We start from the raw sequence: 11,907 nt of genomic DNA, 5'->3' as shown, positions 1-11,907 counted from the left end.
GGGGCGAGCTACGGGCGAGCTACGGGCGAGCGGTATCGGCGAGCGAGAGGCGTGCGAGTGACGCTGCAGGTGGCGGTGGACGAGCAGGGCGGCTGGGCCGTGCTGCGGGTGTCCGGCGAGATGGACCTGGTGACCTCTCCCGTCGTGCGCCAGCGCGTGCACGACGCGGTGGCCGACGGCCGGCACAGCCTCGTCCTCGACCTCTCCGACGTCCTCTTCTGCGACTCCAGCGGCGTCGGCGTGCTCATCGCGACGCGTCGTCTGTTCCGCTCCTGTCAGGGGCGGCTGCGCCTGATACTGCCCGCGAAGGGCGCGGAGGACGGTTCCCACGTGAACCGCGTCCTCGCGGCCCTCGGCGTACGCAGGCTCTTCGAGGTCTTCCCGGACGTGGCGGCGGCGGTGGACGACGAGGCGGTACCGCTCTCCGCCTGATGCCGCCCCCGAACAACTCCCCGTGACCGGCGGCGAGACCTGAAAGATCACCAAGGTCCCGCGCCTGGTACAACCTCTCTTGTTCCGGTCTTGGCACAAGCGTCGGCATCCAGCCTCCGGGCGGTCGCCGAACACGTACGCTCGCTGCCAGAGACACCCGGGGAACCCCCTGTGCACACGCACCCAACCGCAGAAGTGAGGCGGCCCGAACACCATGGACAGTGCCGAGTACGAGCGTAAGATCGCGGCCCGTTTCGCCACCTTCGACCAGGACGGCAACGGCTACATCTCCCGTGAGGACTTCAGCACGGCGGCCGCCGCCCTGCTCAGTGAGTTCGGCGCGACGGCACGCTCCGAGAAGGGCCAGGCGCTCTACATCGGCGCCGAGGCCTTCTGGCAGGGCATGGCCGGGATCGCCGACCGTGACGGCGACCAGATGATCACCAAGCCGGAGTTCGTGGGCGGCGCGGTCAAGCGCCTGCGCGACAACCCGGCCCGGTTCGCCGAGATCGCGCGGCCCTTCCTCGACGCCGTGATCGCCGTCGCGGACGGCGACGGCGACGGCGCGGTCAGCCCGCAGGAGGTCGAGCGCGTGCTGAAGGCCCTCGGCGTCCCCGAGGACATCGCGAGCGCCGCGGGCGGCTCGCTCGACACCGACAAGGACGGGCGGGTCACGGAGGAGGAGGTCGTCGCGGCGTTCGCGGGGTACTTCACCGTTCCTGAGTGAGCCACCGGGCCCCGAGTGAGCCCCCGGGTGGTCAGCCGCGCGTGAACCGTTCCCGGAGCTTGTACTTGAGCACCTTGCGCAGCGTCTCGTTGCGGGGAAGGGCCTCCACCAGCTCCAGTTGCTCCGGCAGCTTGTAGGTGGAGAGGCCTTCCCCGCGCAGATACGCGGTCAGGGAGGGGAGCGTCAGCGCGTCGTGCGTTCCCGGCCGCTGCTCGATCACCGCGCAGACCCGCTCGCCCCGTTCGGGGTCCGGGAGGCCGATCACCGCAGCGTCCCCCACGGCCGGATGCCGGTGGAGCAGATCCTCGATCTCCTTGGCGGAGATGTTCTCCCCCTTGCGGATGATGATGTCCTTGGCCCGCCCCGTCAGGACCAGGTGGCCACTGGCGCGTACGTGACCCAGGTCGCCCGTGATGAGGAAGCCGTCCGCGTCGAAGACCCCGGCGCTCTGCTCCGGGTCCAAGTACCCCTGGCAGACCGCCTCCCCGCGCAGCCGCACCTCACCGTCGACACCGGCCGGCACCTCCTTGCCCTCGGCGTCCGTGACCCGGATCTCCATGCCGGGCGGCGGCATCCCCTCCGTCGTCGCGAGGTTCTCGGCGGTGTCGTCCGGCGCGCCCATGGTGATCATCGGCACCTCGGTCATGCCGTAGCCGTGGGTGAGCTGGCAGCCCATCTCCCGTACGACGGCGTGATAGATCTCCGGCGGCTTCGGCGCCCCGCCGCCCGCGAGGAGGCGCAGGGTGGGGATGACCCTCTCGTCCGGCGCGAGTCTGCGCTGCTCGGCGAGGAACATCGAGTAGAACGCGGTCGACCCGCCCGCCACCGTCACGCCGTGCCGCCGGTAGCCGTCAAGCGCGTCCGGCAGCGCGAACTGCTCGAACATCACCGCGGGGAAGCCGTACAGGAGCAGCATCACCGTGTAGTCGGGGCCCGCGATGTGCGCGAAGGGGAACGCCATCGAGCCGACGTCGTCCGCCGAGAGGTGCAGCGCGTGCGCGAGGCACGAGCCGCCCGCGATCAGTGAACGGTCGGTGTGCAGCACGCCCTTGGGGTCGGACGTCGTGCCCGACGTCCAGTAGATCCACCGTACGGACGTGCCGTCGGAGGGCGGCGGCGGCAGCACCGAAGGATCGGCGTCCGGCAGATCCTCGTACGCGTACGCCTGGAAGACGCCTCGCGCGCCGAGCCGTCGCGCCATCTCCGTGTGGTCGAAGCCGCGCCACACCCCCGGCACGGCGAAGAACTCGGCCTTCGACTCCCGCAGCGCGAAGCCGACTTCGCGGTCGCGGTAGAAGGGGATGACCGGCGACTGGACCGCGCCGATATGGGCGAGCGCGAAGGAGAGCAGGGCGGTCTCGATGCGGGTGGGCAGCTGCCAGGCCACGACGGTGCCGGGGCGTACGCCCATTTCGTGGAGCCCGGCGGCCACGCGCAGGCACCGGGCGCGCAGTTCGCCGAAGGTCAGTGTCCGGTCGTCGGCGGGGTCGGCCGCGGCCTGGATGAGGACGGGTGCGTCCGGGGTGAGTGCGGCGCGGCGCTCGATGAGCTCCCAGAGTGTGCGGGACGCTCCCAGTTCGTACGCGGTCTCGTTCTCCGAGGTCCTCATGCGATCCCCTCATGGACGGCCCTGAACTGACGGGGAGTCAGATCGTGCCGAGAGCGTAAGCCTCACCGCCTTGTCGGTCCAGAGGTGCGCGGCTAGCCTGCCAACCGATGGGTGATCTGACGGGCCATCAGGTGGCTCGCAGGGTCCGGAGGGACGACCGGAGGAGACACCATGACCGAGCTGGACCTGGGCGAGCGGGCCTGACGTGGACCTCACGTACACGCAGGAGGAGGAGTCCTTCCGGGCCGGACTGCGCGAGTGGCTGGCCAGCACGCTTCCCCAACTCCCGCCGCGCCCCGACCCGTTGGACTGGCCGGGGCGTCGCACGTACGACATGGGGTGGCAGCGCAGGCTGTACGACGCCGGGTACGCGGGGCTGCACTGGCCCGTCGACGCGGGCGGCGGGGGAGCCACCCCGACCCAGCACCTGATCTTCCTGGAGGAGACGGAGAAGGCCGGTGCGCCCTACGTGGGGGCGAACTTCGTCGGCCTGCTGCACGCGGGCCCGACCATCGCCTCCGAAGGGACGCCGGAGCAGCGCGCCCGGTGGCTGCCGCCGGTCCTGCGCGGCGACGAGGTGTGGTGCCAGGGATTCAGCGAGCCGGACGCGGGCTCGGACCTCGCGTCGCTGCGCACGCGCGCGTGGCGGGACGGCGACGACTACGTGGTGAGCGGATCCAAGATCTGGACCTCGCACGCGGAGGTCGCCGACTGGTGCGAACTCCTCGTGCGTACGACCCCGGTGAGCGAGGACGTCCCCAAGCACCGGGGCATCTCCTGGCTCGCGATGCCGATGGACGCCCCCGGGATCACCGTCCGCCCCCTGCGCACGCTCGCGGGCTCGACCGAGTTCGCCGAGGTCTTCCTCGACGAGGTGCGGGTTCCGGTCGCCAACCGGGTCGGCGCGGAGAACGACGGCTGGCGCGTGACCATGGTGACGCTGTCGTACGAGCGGGGCACGGCCTTCGTGGGGGAGGTCGTCGCCTGCCGCCGCGTCCTGGGCGAACTTGCCCGCGAGGCCCGCAAGAACGGCCGCTGGGACGACGCGGTCCTGCGGCGCAGGCTCGGCAGGCTGAGCGCGGAGTTCGGGGCGCTGTGGCGGCTCACGCAGTGGAACGTGAGCGAGTCGCAGCGGGCGGGGAGCGGGGTGCCGGGCGTCGGCGGGTCCGTCTTCAAGCTGCGCTACTCGCACGCGCGCCAGGAGCTGTACGAGGCGGCGGGCGAGGTGCTCGGGGCCGGCGGCGCGCTCGACCTGGGTCACGAGTGGACCCTGGACCGGCTCTCCTCGCTCTCGTACACGATCGCCGCCGGGACCTCGCAGATCCAGCAGAACATCGTGGCCGAGCGGATACTCGGCCTCCCGAAGGGGCGGTGAGGCTTCGTATGGACTTCCAACTCACGGCAGATCAGCGGGCGTTGAAGGCGGGCGTGCGGGAGCTTCTGGAGGGGCGGTTCGACGGGTCCGTGCTGCGGGAGGCCGCGGGCGCCGGGGCTCCTTCGCTGGACCGCGCGCTGTGGCGGGAGCTCGGGGACGCCGGGTTCTTCGCGCTGCGGGTGCCGGAGGAGGAGGGCGGGGTCGGCCTGGGTCTTCCGGAGGCCGTGTTGGCCTTCGAGGAGGCGGGGCGCGCGCTGCTTCCCGGACCGCTGGTGGCCACGTTCCTCGCGGCGGGGGAGGTCACGGGGGCGGCGCAGGGGGCGACCGTGGTGACCGCCGTGTCCGATGGCGGGCTCGTGCCCTGGCTCGACGAGGCGGACGTGGTCCGGGGGGAGGCGGCCGGGGCCGTTCCGCTGCGGTCCGTCGATCCGTTGACGCCGCTCCACCGGGTGCCCGGCGGCGGGGCGGTGGCGTCCTCGACAGCGGCGCTTGAGGCTGAGCTGTTGATCGCCGCCGAGCAGCTCGGCAGTGCGGGGAAGACCTGCGAGACCGCCGTCCGTTATGCCCGTGAACGTACGCAATTCGGGCAGCCCATCGGCGCCTTCCAGGCCGTCAAGCACCTCTGCGCGCAGATGCTCGTCCGTACCGAGGTCGCCCGCGCGGCCGTGTACGCCGCGTCCGTCACCGGTGACGCACAGGAGATCGCGGGCGCCAGGCTGCTCGCCGACGATGCGGCGGCGCGGGGCGCGCGCGACTGTCTGCAGGTGCACGGCGGCATGGGGTTCACCTGGGAAGCCGATGTGCACCTGCATCTGAAGCGGGCCTGGGTGCGGGCCGGACTCGGCCGGTCGGCCGCTCGGGCGGAGGAGGAGCTGGCGGCCGCGCTGTGAGGCCGTTGGGGCTGATGTGCGGAGAGTGGCTGATGCGCGGAGAGTGATCGACTTGTGGAGTCCCCGAAGTGGGGGGAGGCTACTGAGCGTCGATACCGGGTTGTGTCCTAGGCGTGACTCGTCACGGCATGGAGTCGGGCTTCCGCTCCGGTACCTTGTGTCAGATGCGAGTGGTTCTGAGGCTGGGCCATCCCGGTGTTGCCCCTGAGGCGGCGCCGGACCCGGCAATGCGTGCCATTCGCGGTGCGGGAAGGGGCTGTATGCCCGCCTGTTCGACCCCCCGCAGCGTGCGTCGCACAGTATGCCGCACGCGTACTCCTTCGCGCTGGAATATGCCTGAAGCGCTTGTTGGGGTGACTGAACGTCAACCATGCTGTCTCTCAAGGGGATCACGTTCCGTGACCCCGTGGAGTCGCGAGGCGATGTGTCCGCCGGTTCGGATGGTGTGAGCGGTGCAGGTGCTTCAAGTTCAGCTGGAGGTCAGGCCCGACCCCGCAGAGGTGGGTCGGGCCCGGAGATGGGCTCGTTCGCGGCTCGCCGGTTCCGGGATCGAGGTCGACGAGTCACTGGCCGAGACGCTGATCCTGTTGATCTCGGAGCTCGTCACCAACGCGGTGGTGCATACCGGCTGTCCGGCCGTACTGCGCATGCGGCTCCCGGACGTGCCCGATGTCGCCGAGGAGGCGGCGGGTGCGGCAGGCGCCACGGGCGCCACGGGTGCGGGTCCCGGCACGGTCCGTGTCGAGGTCGCCGACACCAGCGCGCACCCGCCGGTGCCGCGGCACGCGGACGGCGACGCGACCAACGGCCGGGGCCTGGAACTCGTCGAGGGTCTTGCCGACCGCTGGGGCTGGCAGACCGAGGGCGCGGGCAAGAGCATCTGGTGCGAGGTGGACCGGTGCGATGCGGGCGTCGAGGCGGTCGCGTTCGAGGGGACGACGTACGAAGACGTGGCGTACGAGGCGGTCTGAACCCCGCCCCGGCCGCCCCGCACCTCTCCGCACGTCCCCGTCTCGCAGCTCCCGTCCTCCGCGCGTTCGCGCCGGGCGCCCGTATGCGCCGCTCCATGCCGCGATGCGCGGTCGTGCGCGTCCGGAACAAAAGCGGCATAATTCATTAATCACCGAACGGGTGTTGACGTATCGTGTCCGATTGATCACGCTTGTGTGCAGCGATTCGCCGCGAGGGGACGTCGAGGGACGGTGGTCCGTGGTCCGTGGTCCGTGATGTGTGGTCCACGGACCGGTCCGGTCCTCGACGAGATGTGGGTCGCCATTCGGCGCCTGTCCCTTCGTGGCCGACAAGGCAGGGCTTGCGCGCCGGAGCCGGATGGCGGTGCGTGCGGCAGCGCGCTCGGGGCGGGTGCCGGGGCGCCGCCATCCGAAGGCTCGTGCCGCGTGAGGTCCGAGCGCGCCCCGCCCTACAGCACCGCGACCGGGGCCACCGGTGTCCCCGTGCCGCCGATGAACGGCTCGGGCATCGCGGAGAGCAGGAAGCTGTAGCGGGAAACTTCTGCACAGGCTGTGGACAACTTTTCCAGATCCCAGTTCTGGCCCTGGAGCATCCCCATCTCGACGAGGTCGAGCGCGTGCACGGGCAGCCAGAGGTTCTCGATCTCGGGCGGGAAGATCTCGAAGGTCAGGGTGTCGTTCGCGACCGCCGCGACATCGCGCGCGTGGAACCACTCCGGGGTGTGGATCGAGAGGCCGGGGGACGGGTAGCCGTACGCGTGCTTGTCGCCCGCCAGGTAGGTCCGGATCTGCCCGGTGCGTACGAGGACGATGTCGCCGGCGCGGACGGTGATCCCCGCGAACTCCTCTGCCTCCGCGAGGTCTTCGGGGGTGACGGCGTGGTCGCCGGGCAGCCGGTCGAGGCCCTTGGCGCGGGCCACGTCGAGCAGGACGCCGCGCGACACGAGGTGCGGCACCTTGTCGATGCCGCTGAACCGGGCGCCGGTGTGGGCGGTGATGGTGTCGGCGGGGCGGCCGTTGTAGATCTTTCCCGAGTGTGCGGCATGGGTCAGCGCGTCCCAGTGGGTGGCCGCCTGGAGCCCCATCGTGACCGCGTCGTCGCTGGTGGCGACCGTGCCGGGTCCGAAGAGCTCCTGGTTGATCTGCACCATCGTGTGGAGGGGGTTGATCCGGCCGGGTATCAGGCCCGTCTGGACGCCGTCCTCCTTGAGGGGCAGGGCGAGAGGGATGCGGCGGCCGGTCCTGATGGTGGCGGCGGCCTCGCGCACGACCTCGTCGGTGATGAGGTTGAGCGTGCCGATCTCGTCGTCGGATCCCCAACGGCCCCAGTTGTTCACGCGTTTGGCGATGTCGTGGAACTCGGGCGGCAGGGCGCAGTGGGCGGCGGCCGTGGGTGCGGCCTTTGTGGATACCGAGTCTGACATGGGTCCTCCCCGGGGCTTGTCTTCTGGTGTCTGACGGGTCATAGAATCTAACGGTCCGTCAGAAACCGCGGGAAGGGGCCGGACGTGGGGAACTTCTTGGCAGGCAAGGTGGTGGCCGTGACCGGTGCCGGGCGTGGCATCGGCAAGGCCGTCGCGCTCGCCGCCGCAGCCGAGGGCGCGAAAGTCGTCGTGAACGACTACGGCGTCTCCATGGAGGGCGGGGAGCCGACCAGCGAGATAGCCGACGGCGTGGTCAAGGAGATCCAGGCGGCGGGCGGCGAGGCCGTCGCCGTGGCCGACGACATCTCGACCATGGCGGGCGGCCAGCGGATCGTGGACATCGCGCTCGCCGAGTACGGGCGCATCGACGGCGTGGTCTGCGTCGCCGGGATCCTGCGCGAGCGGATGCTCTTCAACATGTCCGAGCAGGAGTGGGACCCGGTGGTCGCCACGCACCTGAAGGGCACGTTCACCGTCTTCCGGGCCGCTTCGGCGGTCATGCGCAAGCAGGGCACGGGCACGCTGATCGGCTTCACCAGCGGCAACCACCAGGGTTCGGTCGCGCAGGCCAACTACAGCGCGGCCAAGGGCGGGATCATCTCGCTGGTACGGAGCGCGGCGCTGGGCCTGAACAAGTACGGGGTGACCGCCAACGCGGTCGCGCCGGTCGCGAGGACCCGGATGTCCGCCAACGTACCCATGGAGCTGAAGGAGATCGGGGAGCCGGAGGACGTGGCCGCGATGGTCACGTATCTGCTGAGCGACCGGGCCCGCGAGGAGAAGATCACCGGGCAGGTCTACACCGTCGCGGGCCCGAAGATCGCGGTGTGGGCGCAGCCGCGCGAGCTGCGGTCCGGGTATGTGGAGGGCGGCTGGACCCCGGAGAAGATCGCCGACTTCCTGCCGGGGACGGTGGGGGTCGACCCGATGCCGATGCTGGCGCAGCTGGAGGCGATGGCGAAGGCCGCCGCCGCCAAAGACCGGCCGAACGCGTAAGCCGGGGCCGGGCGGTGGAGTTCGGATTCGGGCCCCGCGACGAGGAGTTCCGTGCGCAGGCCCGCGCGTGGCTCGGCGAGCACCTGGCGGGGGTATTCGCCGGGGCGGTGGGGCGGGGCGGGCCCGGCAGTGAGCATGAGGACGCCCGGGAACGGCGGGCGTGGGAACGGGAGTTGGGGCGGGGCGGCTGGATCGGGCTCGGGTGGGGGTCGCACGAGGGGCCAGGGGGTGGCGAGGGGCCGGGGGACGGTGGGGTGCCTGGAGACGGTGGCGGCTTCGGCGAATACGGCAACCGGCGGGCGACGCTGACCCAGCAGGTCGTCTGGGCCGAGGAGTACGCGCGGGCACGGGCTCCGGGGCGCTACGGGCACATCGGCGAGAACCTGCTGGCCCCGACGCTCCTCGCCCACGGCACGCGGGAGCAGCGGGACGAGTTCCTGCCGCCGATCGCGCGCGGGGAGGCGCTGTGGTGCCAGGGGTACAGCGAGCCGGGCGCCGGGTCCGACCTGGCGGGGCTGCGGACGGTGGCGGTGCGGGACGGTGACGCGTACCGCATCACCGGGCAGAAGGTGTGGACGTCGCTCGCGCACGAGGCGGACTGGTGCTTCGTGCTCGCGCGGACGGAGGCGGGGTCCGCCGGACACCGGGGGATCTCGTTCCTGCTGGTGCCGATGGACCAGCCGGGGCGCATCGAGGTGCGGCCCATCAGGCAGTTGACGGGAACGAGCGAGTTCAACGAGGTCTTCTTCGACGGGGCGATCGCGCGTGCCTCGCACGTGGTGGGGGGCGCGGGGAACGGCTGGCGCGTCGCCATGGGGCTGCTCGGGTTCGAGCGGGGCGTCTCCACCCTCGTACAACAGATCGGCTTCGAGGAGGAGTTGGGCGCCGTCGTCCGGGAGGCGGTCTCCTCGGGGGCGGTGAGCGATCCGGTGTTGCGGGACCGGCTGGTGCGGCAGTGGGCCGAGCTGCGGGTCATGCGGTGGAACGCGCTGCGTACGTTGGGCGGTTCGGGCGGGGACGCGGCGGCGGGCGCGGGGGCGCCCAGCGTGGCCAAGTTGCTGTGGGGCGGGTGGCATCAGCGGCTGGGGGAGCTGGCCATGGGGGTGCGGGGGGCTGCCGGGGCCGTCGGTCCGGTGGACTGGAGCGAGGGCTCCCCGTACGAACTCGACGCCCTGCAGCGGCTCTTCCTCTTCACGCGGGCCGACACCATCTACGGCGGCTCGGACGAGATTCAGCGGAACATCATCGCCGAGCGTGTGCTCGGCCTGCCCAGGGAGGCGCGATGAGGGGTGTCGTTTTCGACAGGAGCAGGGCCGAGGGGAGCAGGGTCGAGGTCGTCGACGACCTCGAGATACGGGATCCGGGGCCGGGGGAGGTGCTGGTCGCGGTCAAGGCGGCGGGGCTGTGCCACAGCGACCTGTCGGTGATCGACGGGACCATTCCCTTCCCTTCGCCGGTGGTGCTCGGGCATGAAGGGGCGGGGGTGGTCGAGGCGGTGGGTGCGGGGGTGACGCATGTGGAGGCCGGTGACCATGTCGCCCTTTCGACCATCGCCAGCTGCGGGGTCTGCGGGGAGTGCAACCGGGGGCGGCCGACCATGTGCCGGCGGGCCATCGGGATGCCGGAGCAGCCGTTCTCGCGGGGCGGTGAGCCCATCTATCAGTTCGCGGCGAACTCCGCGTTCGCCGAACGCACGGTGGTGAAGGCCGTGCAGGCCGTGAAGATCTCCCAGGACATTCCGCTGACGTCCGCCGCGTTGATCGGGTGCGGGGTGGTGACCGGGGTCGGCGCCGCGCTGAACCGCGCGAAGGTGGATCGCGGGGACAGCGTGGTGGTGATCGGGACCGGGGGCATCGGGCTGAACGTGCTCCAGGGGGCGAGGATCGCCGGGGCCACGCGGATCGTGGCGGTCGACGCGAATCCCGAGAAGGAGGGGGTGGCGCGGCAGTTCGGGGCCACGGACTTCTTCTTGTCGGCGGAGGGGGTGCGGGGGGTGCTGCCGTCCGGGGCGGACCACGTCTTCGAGTGCGTGGGCCGGGTCGAGCTGATCCGCCAGGCGGTCGACCTCCTCGACCGGCACGGTCAGGCGATCCTGCTGGGCGTACCACCGGCCACGGCCGAGGCGTCGTTCCTGGTGTCGTCCCTGTTCCTGGACAAGTCGATCCTGGGCTGCCGCTACGGTTCGGCCCGTCCGCAGCGGGACTTCGCGCTGTACGCGGAGCTGTACCGGGAGGGGCGGCTGCTGCTGGACGAGTTGGTGACGGAAACGTACCCGGTGGAGGACTTCGCCAAGGCGGTGGGGGATGCGGAGGCGGGGCGGGTGGCGCGGGGGGTTCTGACGTTCTGAGGTCCCTGCGGGGCGGTGGCGATGAGGGGTACCCCGAGGTCACCGGACAGGCCCGGCGGGCACGCCTTCGCGGAAGGTCCTGCGGTAGGACGTGGGGGTCACGCCCAGGGCCGCCTGCAAGTGCTGCCGCATGGACTGGGGCGTGCCGAAGCCCGCGTCCCGGGCGACCTGGTCGACGGAGAGGTCGCTGGACTCCAGCAGGTGGCGGGCCCGCTCGACCCGCTGCTGCGCGAGCCACTGCCCGGGGCTGACCCCCACCTCCTCACGGAAACGGCGCGTGAAGGTGCGTACGGACATGGACTCCTGCTCCGCCATGTCGCGGAGCTGAATCGGCTCGTGGAGGCGGCCCAGCGCCCACGCTCGCGCCGAGGTCGTCGTCGCCAACTGCGGCTCCGGAACCGGGCGTTGGATGTACTGGGCCTGGCCACCGTCCCGGTGCGGGGGCACCACCGTACGGCGGGCGACGTCATTGGCGACCGCGGAGCCATGGTCGCCGCGTACGACATGGAGGCAGAGGTCGAGCCCCGCCGCCACACCCGCCGACGTCAGGACATCGCCGTCGTCGATGAAGAGGACGTCCGGGTCCACCGTGATCCGCGGGAAGAGGTGCTGGAAGTGCTCCGCCGACGACCAGTGCGTCGTCGCGGTGCGGCCGTCGAGATAGCCCGCCGCGGCCAGTACGTAGCCACCCGTGCAGATGGAGATCAGGCGCGTGCCCGGCGTGATGTGGGCCAGGGCCGCCGTCAGTTCGGGGGTCAGGCGGCCCTCCTCGTGGACCGGGCCCAGTTCGTACGACGCCGGGACCACGACCGTGTCGGCGCCGGCCAGGCACTCCGGGCCGTTCTCCACGAGGATCGCGAAGTCGGCGTCGGTGCGCACCGGGCCCGGGGGCCGGACGGAGGCCGTGACGACCTCGTACAGAGGCCCGCCGTCGGCCGTGCGGGCGCGGCCGAAGATCCGCTGGGGGATGCCGAGCTCGAACGGGATGACGCCGTCCAGGGCCAGGACCACCACTCGATGACGGCTGCCGCTGCCGCTGCCGCTGCCACTGCGACTGCCGCTGCGACCGCCACTGCTGTTCGCTGAGGCCATGGCCCGATCCTAGCTAATGCTGTCCTTTGGGCCACTCGTTCGGG

At 71.5% G+C, this 11,907-nt stretch carries 11 protein-coding genes; 8 read left to right on the top strand and 3 right to left on the bottom strand.

The annotated features are described in order from the left end of the window. Positions 1 to 57 precede the first annotated feature (57 nt). Both ACFUPX_RS04220 and ACFUPX_RS04215 read left to right on the top strand, forming a co-directional pair. The gene (locus ACFUPX_RS04220) at positions 58 to 432 is read left to right on the top strand and encodes an STAS domain-containing protein (protein ID WP_383315604.1); all 375 of its coding nucleotides are present in this window, start codon (positions 58 to 60) and stop codon (positions 430 to 432) included. 214 nt (positions 433 to 646) lie between these two features. Beyond that, positions 647 to 1,159: an EF-hand domain-containing protein gene (locus ACFUPX_RS04215; protein WP_383315601.1), complete on the top strand. Its 513-nt coding sequence runs from the start codon at positions 647 to 649 to the stop codon at positions 1,157 to 1,159. A gap of 31 nt (positions 1,160 to 1,190) precedes the next feature. Here the strand turns inward: ACFUPX_RS04215 and ACFUPX_RS04210 are convergent, their stop codons facing one another. Next, positions 1,191 to 2,768, bottom strand: coding sequence for a class I adenylate-forming enzyme family protein (locus ACFUPX_RS04210; RefSeq protein WP_383315598.1), 1,578 nt, complete (start codon positions 2,766 to 2,768; stop codon positions 1,191 to 1,193). Between the two features lie 205 nt (positions 2,769 to 2,973). Here ACFUPX_RS04210 and ACFUPX_RS04205 point away from each other — a divergent pair, with 205 nt between their 5' ends. From ACFUPX_RS04205 to ACFUPX_RS04195, 3 genes are all read left to right on the top strand, one after another. After that, complete coding sequence (locus ACFUPX_RS04205) at positions 2,974 to 4,143, top strand: acyl-CoA dehydrogenase family protein (protein WP_383315595.1); 1,170 nt, start codon at positions 2,974 to 2,976, stop codon at positions 4,141 to 4,143. A gap of 8 nt (positions 4,144 to 4,151) precedes the next feature. Further along, positions 4,152 to 5,033 carry an acyl-CoA dehydrogenase family protein gene (locus tag ACFUPX_RS04200; protein WP_383315592.1) on the top strand — a complete coding sequence of 294 codons (882 nt, stop codon included), beginning with the start codon at positions 4,152 to 4,154 and terminating at the stop codon, positions 5,031 to 5,033. A 452-nt stretch (positions 5,034 to 5,485) separates the two neighbouring features. After that, complete coding sequence (locus ACFUPX_RS04195; RefSeq protein WP_383315590.1) at positions 5,486 to 6,004, top strand: ATP-binding protein; 519 nt, start codon at positions 5,486 to 5,488, stop codon at positions 6,002 to 6,004. Positions 6,005 to 6,453: 449 nt separating this feature from the next. On the opposite strand, the gene ACFUPX_RS04190 is transcribed toward ACFUPX_RS04195, so the two are convergent. Beyond that, positions 6,454 to 7,428, bottom strand: coding sequence for a cyclase family protein (locus ACFUPX_RS04190; RefSeq protein WP_383315587.1), 975 nt, complete (start codon positions 7,426 to 7,428; stop codon positions 6,454 to 6,456). An 84-nt stretch (positions 7,429 to 7,512) separates the two neighbouring features. Here ACFUPX_RS04190 and ACFUPX_RS04185 point away from each other — a divergent pair, with 84 nt between their 5' ends. Genes ACFUPX_RS04185 through ACFUPX_RS04175 form a run of 3 tightly spaced genes read left to right on the top strand, consistent with a single transcriptional unit; the run spans position 7,513 to position 10,771 of the window. Then, positions 7,513 to 8,424, top strand: coding sequence for an SDR family oxidoreductase (locus ACFUPX_RS04185; protein ID WP_383315584.1), 912 nt, complete (start codon positions 7,513 to 7,515; stop codon positions 8,422 to 8,424). 14 nt (positions 8,425 to 8,438) lie between these two features. Next, entirely contained in the window at positions 8,439 to 9,710 is a 1,272-nt protein-coding gene (locus ACFUPX_RS04180; RefSeq protein ID WP_383315581.1) for an acyl-CoA dehydrogenase family protein, read from the top strand. Continuing rightward, a complete protein-coding gene (locus ACFUPX_RS04175; protein WP_383315578.1) occupies positions 9,707 to 10,771 on the top strand; it encodes a Zn-dependent alcohol dehydrogenase in 1,065 nt (354 codons plus the stop codon). Before ACFUPX_RS04180 ends, ACFUPX_RS04175 begins: the two co-directional genes overlap by 4 nt. Before the next feature lie 39 nt (positions 10,772 to 10,810). Here the strand turns inward: ACFUPX_RS04175 and ACFUPX_RS04170 are convergent, their stop codons facing one another. Beyond that, positions 10,811 to 11,863, bottom strand: a complete 1,053-nt coding sequence (locus ACFUPX_RS04170) for a GlxA family transcriptional regulator (protein WP_383315575.1) — start codon at positions 11,861 to 11,863, stop codon at positions 10,811 to 10,813. Between the last annotated feature and the right edge of the window lie 44 nt (positions 11,864 to 11,907).

It is taken from the genome of Streptomyces sp. NPDC057302 (genome assembly GCF_042667685.1).
Taxonomy (GTDB): domain Bacteria; phylum Actinomycetota; class Actinomycetes; order Streptomycetales; family Streptomycetaceae; genus Streptomyces.
Note: the sequence above shows the minus strand (reverse complement) of the source record. Positions and strands in the feature narration are given on the sequence as shown.

Bases quoted from the DNA above. Each gene is read 5' to 3' on its own strand.
- ACFUPX_RS04215 (WP_383315601.1), top strand. From the start codon at position 647: ATGGACAGTGCCGAGTACGAGCGTAAGATCGCGGCCCGTTTCGCCACC.
- ACFUPX_RS04210 (WP_383315598.1), bottom strand. From the start codon at position 2,768: ATGAGGACCTCGGAGAACGAGACCGCGTACGAACTGGGAGCGTCCCGC.
- ACFUPX_RS04200 (WP_383315592.1), top strand. From the start codon at position 4,152: ATGGACTTCCAACTCACGGCAGATCAGCGGGCGTTGAAGGCGGGCGTG.
- ACFUPX_RS04190 (WP_383315587.1), bottom strand. From the start codon at position 7,428: ATGTCAGACTCGGTATCCACAAAGGCCGCACCCACGGCCGCCGCCCAC.
- ACFUPX_RS04175 (WP_383315578.1), top strand. From the start codon at position 9,707: ATGAGGGGTGTCGTTTTCGACAGGAGCAGGGCCGAGGGGAGCAGGGTC.
- ACFUPX_RS04170 (WP_383315575.1), bottom strand. From the start codon at position 11,863: ATGGCCTCAGCGAACAGCAGTGGCGGTCGCAGCGGCAGTCGCAGTGGC.